The organism is Oleiharenicola lentus (genome assembly GCF_004118375.1).
Taxonomy (GTDB): Bacteria; Verrucomicrobiota; Verrucomicrobiia; order Opitutales; family Opitutaceae; genus Lacunisphaera; species Lacunisphaera lenta.
On sequence record NZ_SDHX01000001.1, the window covers coordinates 2,133,603 to 2,156,057 of the forward strand.

Below are 22,455 nucleotides of genomic sequence, written 5' to 3' on the forward strand. Positions count from 1 at the left end.
ATGAGGGACGAATTGCGAATGAATGAAGCCCCGGGTGTGAGGGTCTTAACCCAATCGCAATTCGTAAGTCGTCATTCTGAAATCCCATGACTCCCGCGCTCGAACAGCTGCAAAAGGCCCTCAAACAGTTACCGGGTGTCGGTTACCGGTCGGCCGAGCGGATTGCACTGCATCTGCTCGTTGAAAAGCCGGAACGGCTGCCGCAGCTGGTCACGGCCCTGGAGGCGGCCGCACGGAGTGTGCGGCGCTGCACAGTGTGCGGGAATCTGGCCGAGGAGGAACATTGCGCGATCTGTGCCGACGAGAAACGGCGCATCGGCCAGGTCTGCGTCGTGGAAAACGTACAGGATCTCGCCGCGCTAGAGCGCTCCGGCGCCTACCGGGGGCGTTATCATGTGCTGCATGGCAAATTGTCCCCCATCCGCGGCGTAGCGCCCGAGGACCTGAACCTGGCGACGCTGATCGCACGCGTGGAGTCGGGCGAGTTGACCGAGCTCATCCTCGCCCTGTCCAACGACGTGGAAGGCGAGGCCACTTGTCATTACCTCACGGACCGATTGCCCAAAGCCGGCCTGAAAATCACGCGCATCGGATTTGGTCTGCCCAGCGGGGGCGGGGTGCTTTACGCCGATGCCGTCACACTGAAGAGCGCTCTGGAAGGCCGGCGGAATTACTGAGGGATGCGGGGGCGCCGGCTTACGGCGCTGGACATTGCGGACTTGCGGAGAGGGTAGCGCCGGGCTTTAGTGCGCGTCGTTCCAGACGCGCCATTAGTATATCGGCTATTATGCGTGCTTCCCAAGCATGAGAGGAGGGTTCGATTCCCTCATGGCGCACCACTTTAAAGCCCCGGAAGAACTCATTTACCCGGCCACGGGATCCCGCGGCCAATCTTAACCCCCACAACCATGAAATCCCTCCGTATAATCGTCGCGTCCTTCGTTCTCGGCTTCACGGCCATGGCCCTGCAGGCAGAGGGCGAAAAGAAAGACAAGGAAATGCCCGCCAAGGCCGCCGGCTGCTGCGCCAAAGCCGAATCCAAGGGCGACCAATGCACCCACGGATGCTGTGTTGAGGCCGCCAAGGCCGACAACAACTGTGAAAAGTGCAAGGGCGCCGGCAAAAAAGAGAAGAAGCAGGACAAGGACGCGGCCGCCAAGAAGACCCAAAGCTGAGCCTGCTGCGCACTGGGCCGCCGTCGTTGGCCGCCCCGCAGAAGCAAGCCGCGTTCCTGATCGGACGCGGCTTTTTTGCGTCTGCTGTTGCAGGTCACAATGGCCCGCGACTCAGGGCGTGCCGGTGCCGGATGAGCGGCGCGCGTTGAAATTTTCGCGGGCGCGGCGGGCGAGTTCGGCCTGGGCTTGCTGTTCGCGTTGCAGTTCCTGCAGGGCCTTTACCTGACTGCTTGAGAGGAAGGAGCCTGCCTGGGCAATGGTTTCGTCGGTCAGAGTGACGTTGCCGCCACCGCGTCCGCCGAAGGCGCCCCGGCCCGGATTGGTCTGCGAGCTGGAGGTTTGGGCGAGGATCGCCACCAGGCTGCTGGCCTGCTGCTCATTGAGCGACTCGCTGGTGTAGCTGAGGCGCTGCTGGACTCGGTCCACGAAGTTACGCTGCGGCTGGGTGCGTTCGTATTCCTGATATTGGGAAAAAACGGCTTCGCCCAGCTCGCTGCGGATCTGGTTGTCGATCTCTGCGTTGGCGGTCTGCACCAGCGAGCGCATCTGGTCGGCGTTTTCACGCCGGGTGGAGAGGCCTTGGCTGCGCATGGCGGCGGCGACATCGCGCGAGGTGTTTTGCTTGTCCACCAGCAGCTGCTGGAGGCGCTCAAGCTGGGCGGGCGAAAGCCGGAGCCTGGCGAAGAGCGCGGAGTAACGGCCATCCAACTGGCCGCGGGCGCGCAGGCTCATGAGCTGCTGGACCTCGGGTGAATCCATGATCGCCTGCCAGTCGCTGCCGGGGCCACCCCGGGGCAAGGGGGCGGTTGAGGCAACTTCGGCTGTGGCGGGCAGCGAAGGCTCGGGTGGGGCTTCGACCGGTGCAGGCACGGACTCGGTCACGGCCGTTACGGCCGGGGCTTTCTCGGGACTGGCGGCTTGGCGGCGGGCGAGTTCCTGCTGCAGCTGACTCAAACGTTCTTCGGCGGCGCGGCGGGCGGTGTATTCGCTGTAGCCGAAGGCGCCGAGACCAAGGGTCAGCATGGCCAGGGTGGAGACAGCCAGACGTTGCGGGGTGGTCACGGTGGGTAAGACGCGGTCAATGTCCGCAGGTTTCAGGGGAGTGCAAGCGGGTGGGGCGAAGGTGGAGCCCCCGCCCCGTCGCGGACTGGGCCCGGCGTGTCTGCGAAAACCCGCGCGGAGCGCGAGTTCCACCACTCTCCTTAACGAGGAGGAAACTCGAAGTCGGCCTTGTCCTGCTTCTGGGCGAGGACGAGGTAGGCGCTGAACTTGTTGCCACGCTTGGAGACGAAGCCCTCGATCAGGTCGCTGCGGCCGTCGGAGAGGAGCTTCTGCACCTGCTCGACGGGAAGGTTCACCTCGCAGAGTTTCTTCGAGAGCTTGAAGACCTGGCGGTTGTCCTGGTCGGGCTTGCGCACGTAGTAGGCGTCGCCGAGTTCGACGAGCTGGCCGCCGGGGTGCGTCTTGCTTTCGCCGAGGACCGTGGCCTTGGAGAGGTCGGCCTTGGCGCGGGCCTTGCGCTCGATGGGCTTGCCGTCCTTGTCGAGCTTCGGGGCGCGCGGCGGGAACTCCCAGGCGAACTTGCCGCCTTCCTTCTTGAGGAACGCGCTGAAGGGGCGGCCCTTCTTGGAAATGAAATTTTCGATGAGGTCGGTCTTCCCCTCGCCGACGAGCTTGATGACCTGCTCGGCGGGGATGGGCTTCTGGCACATGATGCGGCCGATGCGAAAAGTCTGCTCCCAGGTGCCGTCGGACTTCCTCTCGCGGACGATGAAGCTGCTGCCGCTCTCGCAGAGGTCGGCGCCGGTCTTCGGATCCGACCAGATCGGGGTGAGCGTGCCGATGTCCACCTTGTCGCCGAAGTCGAACTCGGTCTTCCACTTCTTCACGACCTCGCCCTTCTTCTCCTCCTCGACGAGGGCGAGCTTGAGCACGGCGGAGAAACGGTTGCGGGTCTTGTTGGAGATGAAGCCGTCGAGCGGGCCGACCTGCCGGTTTTCGACGAGTTGCTTGACCTCCGGTTCCTCCATGCGGCGCCCGCCGACGATCTTGTAGACCATCAGCTCGCCGTCCTGCGACTTGTAGCCGCGGAGCGTTTCCTTCAGCGGCTTGCCGTCGGTGGGGGAGATGATGTCTGTGGTGCGGGCGACGGAGTCGTCCTCCTCGAAGCCCTTCACGCGCTCGACGATGCCCTTCGTCTCCTTGACGATCTCGGCCATGAACTTCTCGCGGGCGAACTTGCCGTGCTCCATCTCGCGGAGGTGCCACTCCCATTCGCCGGTCATGGCGGGGCTGGTGATGTTCTCGGCCTTCACGGCGCCGAGGAACTGGAGGAGCTGCTCGGCCTTGGCCGTGGGGACGAGCTCGCGCTGGTTGCGGTCGAGATACTTCTGGTTGACGAGACCCTCGATGGTGTCGGCGCGCGTGGCGGGTGTGCCCAGACCGCGCTCCTTCATGGCCTCGGCAAATTCCTCGTCGTCGATGAGCTTGCCGGCGCCTTCCATGGCGGAGAGCAGCGTGGCCTCGGAGTAGCGCGGCGGCGGCTTGGTGGACTCGGCGTGCAGCTCGGCGGAAAGGGTTTTCGCCTTGGCCTTGTCCTCGGGCGAGAGGGCGGGCAGGGCCTTGGAGTCGGCGGAATCCTCGTCCACGGTCGTCTTGCCATAGACCGCGAGCCAGCCCGGCGAGGTGAGAACCTTGCCCTCGGTCTTGAAATTGTGTGTCGCGACCGTGCTGATGCGCGTGGTGACGTCGAACTCCGCGACCGGGTGGAACGTCGCCACGAAGCGCCGGGCGATCATGTCGAACAGCTTGGCCTCAGCCTCGTCGAGGTGCTTGGCCTCGTGCTGGGTCGGGATGATGGCGAAGTGGTCGGAGACCTGCGCGTTGTTGAAGATGCGCTTGTTCGGCTGGACCCAGCCCTTGTCGAGCACGCGCTCGGCGTGGACCTTGAGGTCGCCGTGCAGGTTGGCGAGGGTCTGGCGGACGAGCGGGATGTAATCCTCCGGCAGCGCGCGCGAGTCGGTGCGGGGATAGGTGATCATCTTGTGGCGCTCGTAGAGGGCCTGGGCGATCTGGAGCGTTCGCTTGGCGGGAAAACCGAACCGGCTGTTGGCTTCGCGCTGGAGCGTGGTGAGGTCGTAGAGGCGCGGCGCGATCTGCGTGGCAGGCTTCTTTTCCTCGGTGACGCTCGCGACGGGCTGGCCCGCGCAGGCGGCGTGGACGGCCTTGGCCATGGCCTCGTCCCACACGCGGTCCACGCGGTCGTGCTCGTCGTCGGACTTCTTGAAGTCAGGGCGCTGGTAAACGCCCTCGTATTCGCCCTTCGCCACGCCGAACTTGGCGGTGATGCGCCAGTAGCCGCGGGGCTTGAAATTACGGATCTCCAGCTCGCGGTTGAAGACGATGGCGAGGGTGGGGGTCTGCACGCGGCCGACCGAGGCGACGTTGCCGGCGCGGGAGCCGAACATGCGCTTGGTGATGGCGCGGGTGCCGTTGATGCCGATGAGCCAGTCGGCCTCGCTGCGGCAGCGGGCGGCGTCGGCCAGGCCCTGCATCTGCTCGGCGGTGCGCAGGCTCTTGAACGCCGCCTGGATGCCCTCGTTGGTCATGGACGACATCCACAGCCGCGAGAACGGCTTCTTACACTTCGTGAGCTGGTAGATATAGGTGAAGATCAGCTCGCCCTCGCGGCCGGCGTCGCAGGCGTTGATGACGGCGGTGACATCCTTGCGGGCGAGGAGTTTTTTCAGCTGGGCGAAGCGATCCTTGCCCTCGGGCAGGGGCATCAGCTCGAATTCGTCGGGAATGATCGGGAGAGTCTCGAGCCGCCAGAAGCCGTATTTCTTCTTGTCGATGTCCTCGGGCATCTGAAGTCCCACCAGATGGCCGACCGCCGACGAAATCACATATTCGTCGTTCTCGTAATGGTCGCCTTTCTTCGGAACTTTGCCGAGCGCGCGCGCCAGATCGGCGGCGACGGAAGGCTTCTCGGCGATGACCAGTGTCTTCATGTGGGGGCGAGCCGTTAGGCGGCGCCACGCGGAATGACAAGCAATACTTTTTACGCGAGCCGCGCGCGGGCGCGTGTGTGCGAGGGAAAACGGTTGCGGATGAACGGGGAATGACCGCTTGCGTCATCCTGAGCCGCGCGAAGGATCCAAGGGGAGAACCCACGTCATGCCTGTACAACGCCGCGCCTGGACTTACCTGCTCGCGAGTCGGAAAAATGGCACACTCTATGTTGGTGTGACAACGGACCTGCGCACGCGAGTCTGGCAGCACCGAACCGGGGCCGTCGAGGGGTCACCAAGCAGTATCGCGTGATTACGCTGGTCTGTTTCGAGGAGTTTCATGATGTGCGCGACGCCATTGCGCGGGAGAAGGAAATCAAAGGCTGGACGCGAAAGAGGAAGATCGAGCTGATTGAGACGGCGAATGCCGATTGGGATGACTTGGCTGCGAACTGGTTCGGGTGAGGCTTGGATCCTTCGCGGGGCTCAGGATGACGGGGGTGGGAATTGGTATTATGTTCGGTCGCTTTGGCCGCTCTCAAGTATAACAAAAAAGGCGCGCCGGGTGGCGCGCCTTGGAAGTTTGTCGCGTGGGATTGTGGTCGCCTTACTTCGCGCCCAGCTCGGCAAGCGCGGCGTCGAGCGACTTCAGCATCGCGGCGATGGTCTCGTCGGTTTCGTCGCCCATGTTCGAGATGCGGAAGGTCAGGCCCTTGAGCTTGCCGTAGCCGCCGTCGATCACGAGCTTGTGCTTCGACTTGAGAATCTTGTTCAGCGCGGCGAGGTCCACGTTGAGCGTGTTGGCGAAGCAGTTAAGCGAGACGGAGCCGTGGCCCTCCTTGGGGAAGAGCTTGAAGCCTTTCGCGAGCACATGGTCGCGCACCGTCTTGTTCAGGCGCGCGTGGCGGGCGTAGCGGGCCTCGGCGCCCTCGGCCTTGATGTCCTCGAGCTTGGACTTGAGGGCGTAGATGAGCGGGATGACCGGCGTGCTCGGGGTCATGCCGGCCTCGTGGTTCTTCTGGAACTCGAGCAGGTCGAAGTAATAGCCGCGGGTCTTGCAGAGGGCGGCGCGGGCGAGGGCGCGCTTCGAGGGCGTGAGCAGCGAGAGGCCGGGGGGCAGGGCGAGGGCCTTCTGCGAGCCGGTGATGATGACATCGATGCCCAGTTCGTCCTTCTTGATCGGCATCGCGCTGAACGAGCTGACCGTGTCCACGATGCTGATGACGTCAGGGAACTGTTTCAGCACGGCGGCGATGGCCGGCAGGTCGCTCATGCAGCCGCAGGAGGTCTCGTTGTGGATGAGGGTGACGGTGTCGTATTGGCCGGTGGCGAGTTCCTTGCGGAGGGCCTCGGGGTCCACGGGCTGGCCCCATTCGGACTTCAGGCCGGCGGCGGCGAGGCCGCTGCGCTGGGCGACATCAAGCCACTTGTCGGAAAACGCGCCGTTCATGCAGCACAGCACCTTCTTCTGGGTGAGGTTGCGGATGGCGCCTTCCATCACGCCCCAGGCGCTGCTGGTGCTGATATAGACCGGATCCTGCGTGAAAAAGAGGGCCTGCAGGTCCGGCTGGATGGACTGGTAGAGCGCGACGAAGTCGTTGCTGCGGTGGCCGATCATCGGCTGGGCCATCGCGCGCAGGGTTTTCTCGGAGACCGCGATCGGTCCGGGAATGAAGAGTTTGTAGCTCATGGTGAAAAGTGAGGCCGGTGTTGCATGTGCGGACACCAGCGGCTAACACACACTGACTAACCACCCCTTTCAAGCGTCAAAGCCTATTTTGTGCATGCCCAACCGCTGGTTCCGTCATAAGGCCGACCAATTCGAGCAATTCGCCATCGACGTGATCATGGGCCGGCGCGAGGACATGCCGGCCGTTGTGTTCGGGGCCTTTTTGCAGGCGTGCTCGTATCTTTTCAGCGGCATTGTGCAGCTGCGCTGGTGGCTCTACCGCAAGCGCATCCTGCGCGACCAGCCGCTCGGCTGCCTCGTGGTGGTGGTGGGCAACCTCACCGTCGGCGGCACGGGCAAGACCCCCGTGGTGGAGAAGTTCGCCCGCGCGCTCCGTGACCGCGGCCGGAAGGTCGCCATCCTCAGTCGCGGCTACAAGAGCAAGGCTCCGCCGTTCTGGAAAAAATGGTGGTTCTGGCTCAACCACACCGAGGACGCCCCGCCGCGCATCGTGAGCGACGGCAAGACCGTGCTGCTCGACTCCGAGGTGGCCGGCGACGAGCCGTTCATGCTCGCGCGCAACCTGCCCGGCGTGGTCGTGCTCGTGGACAAGGACCGCGTGAAGGCCGGGGCCTACGCGATCAAGCGGTTCGGCTGCGACACGCTGGTGCTCGACGACGGCTTCCAATACCTGCCGCTCAAGGGCCGCCTCAACCTGCTGCTGGTGGACAAGACCAACCCCTTCGGCAACGGCTTCCTCCTGCCGCGCGGCATCCTGCGCGAGCCCATCAAGCACCTGAAGCGCGCGTCCTACGTTTTCCTCACCAAGTCCAAGGGCGTGCGCGACGACGAGCTCGAGGCGATGATCCGCCGCTTCAACCCCGACGCCGAAATCATCGAGTGCGCACACAAGCCGCAGTATCTCCAGCGCATCGACGGCGGGGAGCGGCTGCCGCTCTCCGCGATCGCCGGCAAGCGCATCGGCGCCTTCAGCGGCATCGCCGCACCGGAGAGCTTCGAGGGCTTCCTGCGCGAGACCGGCGCGCGGCTGGACTACACCAAACGCTTCCTCGATCACCACCGGTTCACGACCGACGAGCTGCAGGCGGTCTTTCACGAGGCGCTGGAAGCGCGTGTGGACATGGTCATCACGACGGAGAAGGACGCGGTGCGCATCGACACGACGCGCAGGATCCCCCTGCCGTGCTATTATCTTCGTCTGGAAATCGACATTCTGCGCGGCGCGTCGGACTTCGACGAGGCGGTCGGCAAGATCTGCTTCCCGCGGGGCGAGCCGGTGCTGGCGTCGAATCCGCCGCTGTGAGGTTTTTGTAGGAGGGGTCTCCGAACCCCGCTGGGTGGGCGGTGAGCTTGCTCACGCCACGAAAATTTCGTGTTTACTGTGGCGCCAGCAAGCTGGCCGCCCACAAGACTCGGTGGCCCTCCCGGTGCCGTGATCGCTGGATTCTTCGCTGCGCTCAGGATGACAGAAACGTGAGGCATGTTTGGGATTGAATGCCTCCCGGTCTGCCGCGTTAGTAACGCCCATGAGTGATCCCCGTTATGCCCGGCTGGCCGAGGTTCTGACCGGCTTTTCCTGCGACCTGAAAAAAGGCGAGCGAGTCCTGATCGACGCCTTCGATGTGCCCGACCTGTTTGTCATCGCGTTGGTCCGTGCGGCCCGCTACCGCGGCGCGCTGCCCTACGTGAACATCCAGAAGGCCCGCATCACGCGCGAGCTGCTGAAGGGAGCGAGCAAGGAGCAATACGAGCTCACCTCCGGCATCGAACTGGCCCGCATGCAGAAAATGCAGGCCTACATCGCGGCGCGCGGCTCGGAGAACATCTTCGAGACCTCCGATGTGCCGTCGGAGCGGGTGCAGCTCGTGGCCAAGGCCATGAAGCCCGTGCTCGATTACCGTGTGAACAAGACCAAGTGGGTCGTCATCCGCTGGCCCTCCAGCGCCATGGCCCAGCAGGCGGGCATGAGCACGGAGGCGTTCGAGGATTTCTATTTCAAGGTCTGCACCTTCGACTACCGCCGCTACGGCCCCGGCATGGCCGCGCTGGAGGACCTGATGAACAAGACCGACCGCGTCCACCTCAAGGGCCCGGGCACCGACCTGACCTTCTCGATCAAGGGCATCGGCGCCGAGGCCTGCGGCGGCCTGCGCAACATTCCCGACGGCGAGGTGTTCTCCTGCCCGGTCAAGGACAGCGTCGAGGGCGTCATCCAATACAACGCGCCCACCGTCTATCTCGGCACCGCCTTTGACAACATCCGGCTCGTCTTCAAGAAGGGCAAGATCGTCGAGGCCACCGCGAACAACACGAAGCGCCTGAATGAGATTCTCGATACCGACGCCGGTGCCCGCTACATCGGCGAGTTCGCCATCGGGTTCAACCCGCACATCACGGAGCCGATGCGCGACATCCTCTTCGACGAGAAGATCGCCGGCTCCTTCCACTTCACGCCCGGCAAGGCCTATGAGCGCGCCGGCAACGGCAACGAGTCGGCCGTGCACTGGGACATGGTCAGCATCCAGCGGCCCGAATACGGCGGCGGCGAAATCTGGTTCGACGGGAAGCTCATCCGCAAGGACGGCCTGTTCACCACGCCCGCCCTGAAGAAGCTGAATCCCGACCAGCTGCTGAAGGTGAAATAACTTCGGCCGCCGACGGAACTGACCCAATCACGACATCTGTCATTCTGAGCGGAGCGAAGAATCCAGTGTCATGATCGCACCGCCGTCGCCTGGATCCTTCGCTGTGCTCAGGATGACGCTCCGGGAGTAAATCCTTTCAATCATGCCCGCCATCTCCGACTCCCCGCACTTCGCCTTCGCGCAATCCCTGCCGAAGACGGAAACGCATTTGCATCTGGAGGGCGCGCTGCCGCTGGAGCTGTTGCGCCGCGTGCGGCCGGAGTTCGCCCAACCGCCGGTCTCGTGGCCGCATAATTTCAAGTTCCGCGACTTCGCGCATTTCGAGAAGGACCTGCTCGACATGGCGTTCTCTTGGTACACCACGCCGGCGCGCTATCATGAGGCGGCCAAGGTCATCTTCGCGCGGCTGGTCGCGCAGAATGTGAAGTATCTCGAAACGAGCTTTGCGTCGGGTGCGCTTGAGTTTCTCGGTCTTGACGGCAAGGAGGTGCTCTCCGCCATCATCGCCGCGGTGCCGGACGAACTGGAGGTACGCGTCTTTCTCGGCATCCACCACAACGGCGCAGGACCGAAGATGAGGCCCGTGCTGGAAGACGCCCTTGGCTGGCGCGACCTCGCCGGCATCGACCTGCACGGTTTTGAGGACGCCCCGCTCGAGCCTTGGACCGCGCCCTACTGGGCGGCGGCGCGAAGGGCGGGCAAATACACCAAGGCCCACGCGGGCGAGTTCATGGGCGCCGACTTCGTGAAGCGCGTGCTCGACGAGTTGAACCCCCACCGCATCGAGCACGGCGTGCGCGCGGTTGAGGATCCGGCCGTCGTGCGGGAACTGATCCAGCGGGACATCGCCTTGGACATGTGTCCGATCAGCAACCACAAGCTCATGCCCGGCATCAGCCTCGCGAACCACCCGATCCGCCGGCTGTTCGACGCGGGGGTCAAGGTGACGATCAGCACCGACGATCCGATTTCCTTCGGCAATCGCATCAACGACGAATACGTCGCGCTCGCCGACCGCAGCGGTTTCGAACGCCGCGAGCTCGTGCAGATCGCGCGCAACGGCTTCGACGTCGCCCTGCTGCCCGAGGCGCAGAAGCGCGCCTGGTTGGCGGAGCTGGACCAGGTGGTGGTCTGAAGTGGAGGGCTCAGCTCCCGCTGAGCCGCGGCCCCGTTGAAAATCTCCGGGCATTCGTAACGGCCGTTCCATTGACTTCGCTGCGCCGGCCGGTAGCTCTTGGGCTCAACTTAATCACCCCAACGAAGGAATCATCATGTCAGCACTCGTAATCGGCGGTCTGCTTCTTTTTGCCGGACTCGTGGCATTCGCGCTGCGCGGCTTTTCCCAAACGCCCGCGGGCAAGGGCTCGGTCGGCGGCGCCGCCGTGCTGCTCGTGCTGATCGGCGTGGGCGTGCTGATCTTCGCCTCGGCGGTGAACGTCGCCGAGGATGAGACCGGCCTCGTCATCAAGACCCTCGGCTCCGATCTGCCCGCCGGGCAGATCATCGCGCTCAAGGGCGAGAAGGGTCCGCAGGCCGACGTGCTCGGGCCGGGCTGGCATTTCGGCTACTGGCCGTGGTCCTACGAGGTCCGCAAGGTGGACACCGTGCTCGTCCCCGAGGGGCAGCTCGGCATCGTCACCGCCCAGGACGGCCGCACACTCTCCACGGGCGATGTTTATGCGCCCGCCTGGAAATCGGCCGACGACATGCTCAACGCGCGGAAATTCCTCGAAAGCCCCGACAGCCGCCGCGGCCCGCAGCTCACGATCCTCACGCCCGGCCGCTATCGTTTCAACCCGGCACTCTTCAGCGTGCAGATGAAGCCCGTGACCTTCGTGTCAGCGGGCGAGGTCGGCGTGGTCAAGGCCAACGCCGGCACCACCTACGACGGGTCCGACAAAACCTCGGTGAACGGCGTGGACATCGTCCCGCCGGGCCATCGCGGCATCTGGAACAAACCGCTTCTGCCCGGCGCCTACAACCTGCACCCCGATGCTTTTCAGGTCATCAAGGTCCGCACGACGCAGCGTGTTTACACCTACCAGCATGTGGAGCGCGGCCCCTCTACCGCGGCGCGCGGCAACCAGCCGGCGCGGAACGAGCCGGGTTGGGATGACTCGGTGCGCGTGCGCTCCAAGGACGGTTTCACCTTCCCCGTGGAGGTTCGCCTGTCGCTTTCTGTCACGGCCGAGAACGCCGCCTACATGGTGGCCCTGCTCGGCGATCCCGACCGCATCGTGAAGGATGAGCAGGAGGGCGAGGAACTCGAGGTGCTCGAGGCCCGTTTGATTCTGCCGACCGTCCGCGCGGCCCTCCGCAACGTCGCCGAAACACTCGGTGCCCTGGAGTTCGTTGCCACGCGCAGCCGCGTGGAGACGACCACGACCCGGATGATCGACGAGCAGTTCAAAGAGCACAAACTGAAGTTCGAGGGCGCCTTCATCGGTGCCATCGGCCTCGATGCCACCGACGCCGGCAAGCAGCTGCTCCAGACCCAGACCGACCGCGAGGTCGCGCTCAACCAGAAGCAGACCTTCCAGCAGCAGGAGCAGACTGAACAGACCCGCAAGCAGTTCATCCGCGCCCGTGAGGAAGCCGATCAGCAGAAACAGCTGGTCGAGGCCGAGTTTGCCGTGCGCACCGCGTCCGAGCGCGCCCGCGCCCAGGTCGAGTCCGCCAAGGGCGAGGCCGAGACCATCCGCATCACCTCGCAGGCGAAAAAGGAAAGCTATGAACTCCTCGCCGCCGCCATCGGCTCCCAGGGAGTAACGCTGCTTGAGAGCCTCAAGCTCGTGAGCGAGGGCAAGATCAAGATCACCCCCGAAGTGCTCGTGCAATCTGGCGGCGACGGCTCGGCCACGGATGCGCTTGCGGCGACCCTGTTGCGCGGCGCGCAGACGGCGGAGACCGCCAAGCCGGCGGGGAAGTGATGATTCCAAGCTGAGGAGCGGTCCGCAGCAACGCGGGCCCTCCCTCAGCGTGTCATCCTGAACCGGGCGAAGAATCCAGCCACACCTGGCGCATAATACTCTGGATTCTTCGCTGCGCTCAGAATGACATGCAGGAGCGTGACCACCTCCTACACCGTTCCCGAAGGCTCCCGCCGCGAACGCGCCGACAAGGTGCTGGCGGCGGCCTTTCCCGAGCACAGCCGGGCGGCGTTTCAGCGAGCGTTGGAAGCGGGTTTGGTGAAGGCTGACGGCAAGGTCATCGCCCAGGCGGATGACGTGCGGGCGGGGCAGGTGATCGAGTTCTCTTTTCCGGAAGTGAAGCCGGCAGAACTCAAGGCCGTGGACATCCCGCTCGAGGTGGTTTTCGAGGACAAGCATCTCATCGTGCTCAACAAGCCGTCGGGCATGGTCGTGCATCCGGGCGTGGGCACGGGCGAGGATACGATGGTCCATGCGCTGCTGGCCCACTGCGAAGGCGAGTTGAGCGGCGTCGGTGGCGTGGAGAGGCCAGGCATCGTGCACCGGCTCGACAAGGAGACGACCGGCCTGCTGGTCGTGGCGAAAAACGACGCCGCGCACCGCGCGCTGGCCGACCAATTCGCGTCACGTTCGCTGCAAAAGGAATACGTCACGCTGGTCTCGGGTGTGCCGAAGGACCCCAGCGGCACGATCAACCGCGCCATCAGCCGCCACCCGGTGCACCGGCATCGGATGACCGTGGGCGAGGGCGGGCGTCCGTCGCGGACGGATTGGGAAGTGGTGGAGACTTTCGCCGGACAAGCGGCCTACCTGCGCTGCCGCATCCACACCGGGCGCACGCATCAGATCCGGGTTCACCTGAAGTCCATCGGGCACCCGGTGCTCGGCGATGAGACCTATGGTTGGAAACCGAATGCCGCGCTCCCCGTGCCACCGCGCGTGATGCTGCACGCGGAACATCTGGTGTTCGCGCATCCCGTCAGCGCCAAAGTGCTCGATCTGCGCGCGCCGCTGCCGAAGGACTTCAAGCTGATGCTGGCGGGGCTGCGGAAGCTTTAGGACGGGGTCGTAGGATGCGATATGTTTGCTGGAGGGCCGGTCTCCGCACCGGCCGGAACTAAGCTAGACACGGCCGATGCGGAGACCGGCCCTCCATGGGAGCGGCAACCGGGACGTGGGCGTCCCGGTTCCATCATGGAATCACATCTGGTCCAGCATCTCCGAGGCGAGGCCCCAGCGGAGGTTGTAGAAGGAGTGGATGAAGCCGGCGAAGCCGCCCAACTCGGCGAGGGCGACCACCGTCGTGAGAGCGGCGGGGAAGACATCGGCGCGGGCCGAAGGCATGCCGGGCACGCGCTTGCGCTGGTCGAGGGAGAGGGCGCTCAAGGTCGTCAGCAGCTCGCGCAGCTGGTCGGTGCCGACGGCGGGCGAGGTTTCCTCGGCGCGGAGCTGTTCACGGGCTCCGAGGATGGCGCGGACCGTGGTCACAGTGCCGCCGGTGCCGATGGCCACCGACTCGGGCAGGTTGAAATTGATCCCGGCTTCCTTGACCGTCGCGGTCACGTGGGCGGCGATCTCGGCGAGTGTTTCCATCGGGACGGGCGCGGCCGGATCCTTGATGAACTTCTCGGTCAGGCGCACGCAGCCCAGCTGGAGACTGACCGCCTGCTGGATCTTGCGGTTCTGGAAGGCGAGGCACTCGAGGCTGCCGCCGCCGAGGTCGAAGACGTAGAAATTCTGCAGTTCGGCGAGGGCGGGGTCGCAGGTGAGGCCGCGACCGACGAGGTTGGCCTCTTCGTCGCCGGAGAGGATGCGGATGTCGTGTTTGGTAGCCTTCTTCACGCGCTCGCGGAAGGCGGCGCCGTTGCTGGCGTCGCGCACGGCGCTGGTGGCGACGAGCTGGATCTTGGCCGGTCGGCGCTGGCCGACCTCCTCGATCAGTTCGCGAATGGCGCCCAGGCCGCGGGTCATCCCTTCCTCGCTGAGGACGGGCTTGTCCTTGCTGATGCCGGCGCTGATGCGGGCATCAAGGGTGCGCTGCTTTAGCGCCACGAGCTGGCCGTCGGGCGCGCGGGCCGCGACGAGGCTCTTGATGGAGTTGCTGCCGATATCGATGACGGCGACGAGGGCGGGCTTTTTAACTACGGATGACACGGAGAAAGAGTGCCCACGGGATACACAGAACACACGGAAGAACAGAGAATTTTATTTCCGTGTATTCTGTGTGTTCCGTGGGCCTAAAGTGTGAAATCCTTCGGGGCGATGAGGACGACAAATTCGCCCTTGAGGCTGCCGGCGGTGAGTTTGGCCAGGACGTCGGCGGAGAGGCCGAGGTGGAAGGTCTCGTGGAGCTTGGTGACTTCCTTGGCGATGCAGACGACGCGGTCGGGGCCAAGGGTTTCGACGATCTCGGCGGCGAACTTGTCGATGCGGTGGCAGCTCTCGTAGAGCGCCAGCGTGTAGTCGAAGTCGCGGTATTTGTTGAGAAAGGCGAGGCGCGCGGCGGACTTGGGCGGCAGGAAACCGGCGAACAGAAAACCGTTGGTGGGCAGCCCGGCGGCGGAGAGCACCGCGACCAGGGCGCTGGCGCCGGGCACGGGGACGACGGGCAACCCGCGGCGGCGGCAGGCGCGGACGAGTCGGAAACCGGGGTCGCTCAGGCCGGGGGTGCCGGCGTCGCTGACCACGGCGACGGATTTGCCGGCGGCGATGGCGTCGGCCAGGCGGTCGGCGGCCTCGGTCTCGTTGTGGTCATGGTAGGCGACGAGCTCGCGGTGCAGGCCGAGGCGGGTGAGCATGGAGCCGGTCGTGCGGGTATCCTCGCAGGCGACGAGGTCCACGGCGCCCAGAATGGCGCGGGCGCGCTCGGTAAGATCGGCGAGGTTGCCGATGGGCGTGGCCACCACGTAGAGGTGGCCGGGCTGGGGCGTCAGCGACGCATTGGCGGCCGGGGCGGTCATGCGGGCGCGGGGTCGGCCGCGTTCAGGACCGGGTTACTGACCCATGCCGGGGATGCGGCCTTCCCAAGTGGCCGGACGGTTCCACGGGATGGAGGAATCCTGCTTGGGATCGACGCAACCGGAGAAGCCGAGCAACGAGAGAGTGAGCAGCAGCAGCGCGAAGAGGGTTTTGCGGGAGGAGGGCATGTCTGGAGGAGACCTTAGGATTGTCGGGCCGCTCTGCAACTGTCGTTTCAGGCAGAGGCGATCACCACGAAATACACAAAAGACACGAAATGCGGGGGCGGTTCCCGGATTTCCCCGGACGACTGCGATTTTCGTGTGTTTGGTGTGTTTCGTGGTGAGCGGATTGGGTATTACTCCTGCCAGGCGTAGGTGGACTCGTGCCAGGGTTTCTGGACGGTCTTTTTGACGTGGCCGGCCGGGTTGGCGGCGAGGTGTTCCAAGAGCTTGAAGACCAGCTCGGTCTTCTCGGGCTGGTTGAGCAGGGCGGCAAGGGTCTCGGCGGTGAACTCGCGGCCGCCGGCGGCCTTCAGGGCGTCGGCGATCTTGAGGCGCAGGGCGATGACGCCAGTGGCGGCTTTCTTGCCCGCCTCGACGCCGGGCTGGTGATAGGCGTTGATGCCGACGAGCGAGGCGTAGAGACCGACCGCGCGCTCGTAGAGGCCGATGAGCTGGCCGAGCGAGCGCGGCGAGACCTCGTTGACCGTGATGGTGATCGAGTGGCGGTTCTTCTCGCTGAGGGCGTCGCGGGTGCCGAGGAAGAAGCCCTGCAGGTAATCGCCGGTGGTGATGCCGGGCTCGACTTCGAGGGAGGCGTCGTTGCGGTCCTTGAGGACCTCGATGAAGGTGACGAAGAAATTATTCACGCCCTCGCGGAGCTGCTGGACGTAGGCATGCTGGTCGGTCGAGCCCTTGTTGCCATAGACGGCGATGCCCTGGTTCACGACGTTGCCCTGGAGGTCGAGCTCCTTGCCGAGCGACTCCATGACGAGCTGCTGGAGGTAACGCGAGAAAAGGAGCAGGCGGTCCTTGTAGGGGAGCACGACCATGTCCTTGGTGCCCTTGCCGTCGGTGGCCCAATACCACATGAGCGCGAGGAGGGCGGCGGGGTTGTCGCGGAGGGATTTCTTGCGCGTGACCTCGTCCATGGCGGCGGCGCCGGCGAGCATCTGGTCGATCTTGATGCCCTGCAGGGCGGCGGGCAGGAGGCCCACGGCGCAAAGCTCGGAGGTGCGGCCGCCGACCCAGTCCCACATGGGGAAGCGGGCGAGCCAGCCTTCCGAGATGGCGACCTGTTCCAGTTTCGAGCCCGCGCCGGTGACGGCGACGAAGTGTTTCGGGTAGTCGAGGCCGGCGGCCTTGAAGGCGGCGGCGGCTTCGAGCATGCCGTTGCGCGTCTCGACGGTGCCGCCGGACTTGGAGATGACGATGACGAGGGTCTGCTTGAGGCGGCTGCCGAGTTCCTTGAGCACGTAGTCCATGCCGTCGGGGTCGGTGTTGTCGAAGAACGAGACGCGCAGTTTGTCGCGCCCGCCCTTGAGGCGGCCGAGGGCGTGGTTGACGAGCTGCGGCCCGAGGGCGGAGCCGCCGATGCCGATGACGAGGACTTCCTTGAACTTCACGCCGCCGGGCGCGGTGAGCTCGCCCTTGTGGACCTTGGCCGTGAAGTCCTTGATGGCGTCGAGGGTCGAGGTGATGGCCTGTTTCAACTCGGGCGTGGGCGCGAGGTCCGCGTTGCGGAGCCAGTAGTGGCCGACCATGCGGTTCTCATCGGGATTGGCGATGGCGCCGCCCTCAAGCGCGGCCATGTCGGCGAAGGCCTGCTGCAGCTTGGGCTGCATGGTCGTCAGGAAATCGTCGGGGAAGGGCATGCGGCTGATGTCGAGCGACAGGCCGAGCTTTGGGTTGGTGTAGTAGAGCGACTTGAAACGTTCCCAGTTCATAGGCGGGCAGAAATACCCCGGCCGGAAACCCGGAACCAGCACGAAATCCGGCATAACGGGGCGGTCAGTCCGGAAGAGGGAGGGATCGATCTCCAAATGCCGTTTAACACAGGGGTCGCGGAGAGCACGGAGAAGGAGGGTAAGGCGTCGTAGCGCAATTTTCGCGGCAGAGTTTAACCGGGGCGTGGCTATGCGCCGACCTCTGCTACCGTTTCACTGATTGAAGAAGAGGTAGAGTGTGGCCAACGAGCCACCGAAGATCAGCAGTGCCGAGATCATAACGATCGTGCCAAACGCGATGCCGACAACTGCATCCTGGCTGTCGGCCTGCCGATAACCTTCGCGATTGAGGGATGATTTTTCGACGCCCTCCGTGCGTTCGATTGTGTCGCCGGTCGATGCGCCGCTACTAAACAAAACCCCCAAGATGCATACGGCGAAGGATACGCCCCAAGCGTATTCAATGATGCTCTTCACACTTACATCGTTGCGATGGACAGCTAAGCCAAGCGCCGCACCGAGGATGATCAGCCAAGTAACCAGCGCAGTGATGAGCGCGTGCTTGATCAGCATGGAAACAGTTGGAGCAATAGGGCAGCTCTTGCCGGCATGGGAATAGGGCCTACCATTTTCCGTTCGGGAGCTTGGGCCTGACCGGGGCAGGCTTTTCGCAAATGATCAGGCCAATCATCAGGATGATGGTTTCTTCCTCGGTTTTGGGATTGTCCACGGTGGATGCAGGATTCTGAGCTGTCGGTGTGGTGGCTGCCTCCGTGGTGGGCGTCGCAAGAGTGGTCTGCTGAGGACTCACGCAACCGGTGGCGACAGCCAAGGCCCCTGCTGACAATGCGGCCAAGCCCAGTTGCCTGATGCCAAGGCGCTCTTTCGGGGTCAGGGGTTTCTCCGGTGTAACCATCTCGCCCGATAGCCTGACCAGAAAAGTGCCGCAGACTTTCTCGGTCTGCGCACGTTCAAGGATGCGTTGGCGTTCCTCGAATGAAAGCAGGGATAAGTTAGGCACTTGCATCCTGCATGCGTAGCAGAATCGCCCGCGATCATCGCCGGACATTTGCGTCCACGGCATGGGGCAGACGAAGCCGAGTTTCGGGGTATGGCTCATACGTGATGCGGTTGTCGGTGGCTGCTTAGTTAAGAATGAAAGGCCGGTGATGACTGGCTTACAACCGCGGATTGCCGCCAGACTCAGGAGCCCGTGGCATCACTGAACCGGTTGAGCCACGTGAGCGGATCGGAGGCACTGGGGATCAACGAACCGAACACAAGGTGGGTTTCAGTCAGGCCGTAGAGAACGAAGAACGGGAAGATATACAGATTGCGGCGCCGGACTTCGCGAAGAACGAGTGAACCCGTGTTCAGAAAGTGTCCGGCTGAAGTGGGATTATCTTTGATGACAGCGATGGCCTCATCCACCTCGAGACGGAAGCGGTGGTCCAACCGGACTGAGATCGTGCCGTATTGGCTGGCGAACCGCCGGACGTCGGCCGCGAAATCGGGGTGATAGACAACGGTCATCGCAGGGCCGCGCGGAACTGGCTTTCGGTCAGTCCCGTGGTTTGGCCCTTGATGATGTCTTCCATGCGTCCCACGCCTTCACTGATCGCGGTCTTCTGCGATTCATCAATGGCAAGGCTGGCGATGATCTCCCGCGCGAGCGCGAGGCGCTCTGTTTCCGGGAGTGCAAGCACGGCTTCGGTGAGGTGCGCGGAGGTCACGGAGGGAAAGCTAGTCGCCAAGGGCGGAGATGCAAGATTGGGTTGGTCTATGGCTCGTGGCGCAATGGGACGAAATCCGGCATAACGGGCCGGTCAGTCCGGGAGAGGGAGTGATCAATCTCCAATGCCGTTTAACACAGTGGCCGCAGAGAGCACGGAGACTTACGGGGGCGCGCAACCTAAGGCTCGCCGCTCAGCAGGTCTCAACTTCTTCAATGCTGAGTCTAATCTCCTTTCATCGGATGTCGGCCTGTTCCCAGTCGATCGACCACCCGGTCGCGGCAAAATATTCATCGAGCTGCTGCTTCGACTCGACCCAATCATCGAAGGCACCGCCGGTATTCGGGCCGTTGGAGTTCTTCCACCACTGATACACAAGATAACCTCCGGTGCTCTTCGTGTCGTCTTCAACACGCACACACATCTCGGAATGGTCGCCATTGCGTATCTTGCCGACGACTTCGATTGGAATGCTCATCCTATGCTGATTAGTGTTACTGGGCCTTGTTCGCCACCGGCAGCACGATGAATTCGCTGGCTTTGGCGGGGTCGTAGAATTGCTTGGCGAGGGCGGTGAGTTCGGCGGCGGTGATGCTTTCGTTGTCGGTGTAGCGGTTGCGGCTCCAGTCGAGACGGTCGGGGTATTCCTGCGCGGCGGCGAGGACGGTGCCGAGCCAGTAGGGGTTGGTGCGCGCGGAATCGCGCAGGGCGGTGAGGATGGGCTGGCGGGCGCGCTCAAGTTCCTCGGCGGTCACCTCGCCGGCGTGGAGGTCGGCGGCGACCTTCTTCATGGCGTCGGCGATTTTGCGGGTGTCTGCCGGCGCGACGACGGCCTCGGCGACGAGCCAGCCGTAGCCGGGATAGGTGTCGCTGAGATCGGCGCCGGCGTTGGGGCTGTAGGTCCCGGCGAGCTTCTCGCGGATCTCGACGCGCAGGCGGTCGGCGAAGACATCGTTGAGCATGCGCAGGCGGCGCGTGAGTTTCACGTCGCGGCCGTCGGTGGCGGGCCAGTAGAGGCGTACGAGGGCCTTGGGGATCTCGGACGTGATGGTGTATTCCTTGGCCAGCGGCGCGGCGGGGCGGGTCACCCGGCGCGTGGCTTCGTAGGCGGGCTTGGCGTCTCGCTTCGGGAGGGCGCCGAAGGTCTGCGCGACGGCGGCGACGACGGCGTCGGTCTCGAAGTCGCCGACGACCGCAATCTCGATCGGGGCGCGGGCAAATTCGGAGCTAAGCCAAGCCTTCAGTTCGTCGAGGCTGCGGGAGAGCAGCACGTCCTTGGGCGGGAGGCCGAAGCGCGGGTCGCCGCCCGCGAGGAGGTTGGCGATCTCCAGCTGGAAAGGTCCGTCGGGCGTGTGGGGCAGGCGCTGATAGACTTGCTCGGCCATCTTGTGCAATTGGCGGATCGACTCGGGGCGGTAGCCGGGGTCGGTCAGGAACGCGCAGAAGAGCTGGAGCTGGAGGAGCAGGTCGGCGCGATTGGTGGCGGCGCCAAAGGTGAAGGCGTCGCTCTGCGCGCCGAAGGCGAGCCCCACGGTCTTGCCGGCGAGGAGGCGCTGCAGGTCGTCCACGCTGTGTTTGCCGAGACCGCCGGTGGTGAAGGCGACGTTGGCCAGCACGCCGAGTCCGCGCTGTTCCATGGGCAGCGTGAGCGTGCCGCCGCCGAGGCGGATGTTCACGCGGATGCGGCCGGCCTCGAAGTCGGTGGCCTTGAGGTTGAGACGGACGCCATTGGCGAACTCGATGAGCGTCGCGCCGAGATCGTCCACAGCGGTGCGCTTGGCGACCTGGCCGGCGGGGCCGAAGTCGGTGTAGGCGAAGGCGGCCTGCTCGATCTTCGCCGGCGGCGCGACGGCGACCTCGGCGCTGGCCTGAAAGGTGGAAGCGATGGCCGCGGCGGCGTCGGGCAGCTGGACATTACCCGTGACAAAGAGCTTGCGGCCGGCGGCCTCGGACCAGGCGGCGCGGAGGGCGGCGGTGCAGATCTCGGGGGTGATCCGGGCGAGGGCGGGCTGGTAGAGCGCCTGCTCGGCGTTGGGGTGGGTGGAGACTGCGTCGTCAATGAGGTCGCCGACGAGATCCTGCGCGAGGCCGCCCGAGCGGCGTGTGGGTGCGGTCTTCACGGCCTGATCGAGGTTGTTGGTCATCTCGGCGACCGCCTCGGCGAGTTCCGCAGGCTGAAAGCCGTGTTCGAGCGCGCGGCGGAGTTCCTGCTCGGCGACGGTCAGGGCGGCCTGCCACTGGTCGGGACGGCAGTTGAGTTCGATGGAGGCGTTGCGGAAGAGGTCGAACTGCTCGGTCACGCCGACGATACCGCCGAGGAAGGGCGCGCCCTCTTGTTTTGCGAGGATGGAAAGACGGCGATTGAGCATGCGCAGGGCGAGGGTGCGCGGGAGATATTTCAAGCGGCCGGCGGCGGTATCGGGCTCGAACGCGTAGGGCACGACAGTCTGGATCGAGACGTTGGCGGCGCCGGCCTCCATCTCGGTGTGCAGACGGGCCTCGACCGTGGCGGTGGGCGTGACAACGCCGAGGCGCGGCTCCGGCAGGGCGGGGGCGCGGGCCTTGAGCGGACCGAAAATTTCGCGGACGAGCGGCTCGACGGCGGCGGGCTCGAGATCGCCGACCAGCACGAGCACCATGCGCTCGGGACGATACCAAGTGTCGTAGTATTCGAGGAAGCGCTCGCGCGGGGCGTTTTTCAGCACTTCCTCGGTGCCGATCGGCAGGCGTTGGGGCAGGCGCGTGTCGGGCACGAGGAAATCCATCTCAGCGAGAAAAGTGCGCAGGCCGACGGAGTCGCGGGCGCGTTTTTCGCTGAGGATGATGCCACGCTCCTTTTCGATTTCCGCCGGCTCGAAGAGAATGCCGCCGGCCACGTCGGCGAACCAGGTGAGCGATTCGCGCAGGGTCTCGGGCTTGGCGTCGGGCAGTTCGAGCTGGTAGATGGTGCGGTCGAAGCCGGTGGAGGCGTTGGTGTCGCCACCGAAGTCCATGCCCAGCTTCTGGAAGAACTCGATGACATTGGCGGCGGGGAAGTGCTTGCTCCCATTGAACGCCATGTGTTCGAGGAAGTGGGCAAGGCCGCGCTGATCCTCGTTTTCGTGAAGGGAACCGGCCTTGATGGCGAGGCGGGCGCTGATGCGGCCCTTGGGCTCCGCGTTGCGCAGGAGGGCGTAGCGGAGGCCGTTGTAGAGCTTGCCCCAGTGGATCGCGGGGTCGGCCGGGAGATCACTGGTCTGGTGGGGGAAGTCGGCGGCGCGAAGCGCGACAAGCGGAGCGAGAACGAGGACGAACGCCAACCGCAGCGTCCGGACGGGGAAAGGAAGCAACTTCATGGCGCAGGGATATTTCGCAAAGCCCTTTGCG

The 22,455-nt window shown here is 64.6% G+C and carries 22 protein-coding genes and 1 tRNA gene; 10 read left to right on the forward strand and 13 right to left on the reverse strand.

Annotated features, from left to right (window positions below; translation table 11 throughout):
* Positions 1-86 precede the first annotated feature (86 nt).
* From recR to ESB00_RS08845, 3 genes are all read left to right on the forward strand, one after another.
* Entirely contained in the window at positions 87-677 is a 591-nt protein-coding gene (gene recR / locus ESB00_RS08835; protein ID WP_129047334.1) for a recombination mediator RecR, read from the forward strand.
* Between the two features lie 87 nt (positions 678-764).
* Positions 765-839 (forward strand) — tRNA-Gly (locus ESB00_RS08840).
* Between the two features lie 69 nt (positions 840-908).
* Complete coding sequence (locus ESB00_RS08845; RefSeq protein ID WP_129047335.1) at positions 909-1,175, forward strand: hypothetical protein; 267 nt, start codon at positions 909-911, stop codon at positions 1,173-1,175.
* Between the two features lie 111 nt (positions 1,176-1,286).
* Here the strand turns inward: ESB00_RS08845 and ESB00_RS08850 are convergent, their stop codons facing one another.
* Positions 1,287-2,237: a hypothetical protein gene (locus ESB00_RS08850; RefSeq protein WP_129047336.1), complete on the reverse strand. Its 951-nt coding sequence runs from the start codon at positions 2,235-2,237 to the stop codon at positions 1,287-1,289.
* Between the two features lie 140 nt (positions 2,238-2,377).
* A complete protein-coding gene (locus ESB00_RS08855) occupies positions 2,378-5,185 on the reverse strand; it encodes a DNA topoisomerase III (protein WP_129047337.1) in 2,808 nt (935 codons plus the stop codon).
* 166 nt (positions 5,186-5,351) lie between these two features.
* Between ESB00_RS08855 and ESB00_RS20190 the strand changes: the two genes are divergently transcribed.
* Both ESB00_RS20190 and ESB00_RS19870 read left to right on the forward strand, forming a co-directional pair.
* Positions 5,352-5,498: a GIY-YIG nuclease family protein gene (locus tag ESB00_RS20190; protein WP_218938717.1), complete on the forward strand. Its 147-nt coding sequence runs from the start codon at positions 5,352-5,354 to the stop codon at positions 5,496-5,498.
* Positions 5,495-5,650: a GIY-YIG nuclease family protein gene (locus ESB00_RS19870; RefSeq protein ID WP_218938718.1), complete on the forward strand. Its 156-nt coding sequence runs from the start codon at positions 5,495-5,497 to the stop codon at positions 5,648-5,650. Before ESB00_RS20190 ends, ESB00_RS19870 begins: the two co-directional genes overlap by 4 nt.
* 142 nt (positions 5,651-5,792) lie before the next feature.
* Here ESB00_RS19870 and ESB00_RS08865 read toward each other — a convergent pair whose 3' ends face one another.
* Positions 5,793-6,875 (reverse strand): pyridoxal-phosphate-dependent aminotransferase family protein, encoded by a 1,083-nt coding sequence (locus ESB00_RS08865; RefSeq protein ID WP_129047338.1) that lies wholly within the window; start codon positions 6,873-6,875, stop codon positions 5,793-5,795.
* A 94-nt stretch (positions 6,876-6,969) separates the two neighbouring features.
* Between ESB00_RS08865 and lpxK the strand changes: the two genes are divergently transcribed.
* The 5 genes from lpxK to ESB00_RS08890 all read left to right on the forward strand — a co-directional run bounded on the left by lpxK (position 6,970) and on the right by ESB00_RS08890 (position 13,509).
* The gene (gene lpxK / locus ESB00_RS08870) at positions 6,970-8,178 is read left to right on the forward strand and encodes a tetraacyldisaccharide 4'-kinase (RefSeq protein WP_129047339.1); all 1,209 of its coding nucleotides are present in this window, start codon (positions 6,970-6,972) and stop codon (positions 8,176-8,178) included.
* Between the two features lie 223 nt (positions 8,179-8,401).
* A complete protein-coding gene (locus ESB00_RS08875) occupies positions 8,402-9,520 on the forward strand; it encodes an aminopeptidase (protein WP_129047340.1) in 1,119 nt (372 codons plus the stop codon).
* Between the two features lie 142 nt (positions 9,521-9,662).
* Entirely contained in the window at positions 9,663-10,655 is a 993-nt protein-coding gene (locus ESB00_RS08880) for an adenosine deaminase family protein (RefSeq protein WP_129047341.1), read from the forward strand.
* Positions 10,656-10,791: 136 nt separating this feature from the next.
* Positions 10,792-12,450, forward strand: coding sequence for an SPFH domain-containing protein (locus tag ESB00_RS08885; RefSeq protein ID WP_129047342.1), 1,659 nt, complete (start codon positions 10,792-10,794; stop codon positions 12,448-12,450).
* Between the two features lie 138 nt (positions 12,451-12,588).
* Positions 12,589-13,509 (forward strand): RluA family pseudouridine synthase, encoded by a 921-nt coding sequence (locus tag ESB00_RS08890; RefSeq protein WP_246026439.1) that lies wholly within the window; start codon positions 12,589-12,591, stop codon positions 13,507-13,509.
* A 141-nt stretch (positions 13,510-13,650) separates the two neighbouring features.
* Here ESB00_RS08890 and ESB00_RS08895 read toward each other — a convergent pair whose 3' ends face one another.
* The 10 genes from ESB00_RS08895 to ESB00_RS08935 form a co-directional block, all read right to left on the reverse strand.
* Positions 13,651-14,604: a Ppx/GppA phosphatase family protein gene (locus ESB00_RS08895; RefSeq protein ID WP_129047344.1), complete on the reverse strand. Its 954-nt coding sequence runs from the start codon at positions 14,602-14,604 to the stop codon at positions 13,651-13,653.
* A gap of 83 nt (positions 14,605-14,687) precedes the next feature.
* Entirely contained in the window at positions 14,688-15,410 is a 723-nt protein-coding gene (rsmI, locus tag ESB00_RS08900) for a 16S rRNA (cytidine(1402)-2'-O)-methyltransferase (protein ID WP_129047345.1), read from the reverse strand.
* Between the two features lie 33 nt (positions 15,411-15,443).
* On the reverse strand, positions 15,444-15,596 hold the full coding sequence (locus ESB00_RS19645; RefSeq protein ID WP_164976114.1) for a hypothetical protein: 153 nt from the start codon (positions 15,594-15,596) through the stop codon (positions 15,444-15,446).
* A 170-nt stretch (positions 15,597-15,766) separates the two neighbouring features.
* Positions 15,767-17,356 carry a glucose-6-phosphate isomerase gene (locus tag ESB00_RS08905; RefSeq protein ID WP_129047346.1) on the reverse strand — a complete coding sequence of 530 codons (1,590 nt, stop codon included), beginning with the start codon at positions 17,354-17,356 and terminating at the stop codon, positions 15,767-15,769.
* A gap of 213 nt (positions 17,357-17,569) precedes the next feature.
* Positions 17,570-17,929, reverse strand: coding sequence for a hypothetical protein (locus ESB00_RS08910; RefSeq protein WP_129047347.1), 360 nt, complete (start codon positions 17,927-17,929; stop codon positions 17,570-17,572).
* 49 nt (positions 17,930-17,978) lie between these two features.
* Positions 17,979-18,476, reverse strand: a complete 498-nt coding sequence (locus ESB00_RS08915) for a hypothetical protein (protein ID WP_129047348.1) — start codon at positions 18,474-18,476, stop codon at positions 17,979-17,981.
* Positions 18,477-18,559: 83 nt separating this feature from the next.
* Positions 18,560-18,889 carry a hypothetical protein gene (locus tag ESB00_RS08920; protein WP_129047349.1) on the reverse strand — a complete coding sequence of 110 codons (330 nt, stop codon included), beginning with the start codon at positions 18,887-18,889 and terminating at the stop codon, positions 18,560-18,562.
* Positions 18,886-19,089, reverse strand: a complete 204-nt coding sequence (locus ESB00_RS08925; RefSeq protein WP_129047350.1) for an addiction module antitoxin RelB — start codon at positions 19,087-19,089, stop codon at positions 18,886-18,888. Before ESB00_RS08925 ends, ESB00_RS08920 begins: the two co-directional genes overlap by 4 nt.
* Before the next feature lie 235 nt (positions 19,090-19,324).
* On the reverse strand, positions 19,325-19,567 hold the full coding sequence (locus tag ESB00_RS08930; protein WP_129047351.1) for a hypothetical protein: 243 nt from the start codon (positions 19,565-19,567) through the stop codon (positions 19,325-19,327).
* Between the two features lie 16 nt (positions 19,568-19,583).
* Positions 19,584-22,424, reverse strand: a complete 2,841-nt coding sequence (locus ESB00_RS08935; RefSeq protein ID WP_129047352.1) for a M16 family metallopeptidase — start codon at positions 22,422-22,424, stop codon at positions 19,584-19,586.
* Positions 22,425-22,455: the final 31 nt, after the last annotated feature.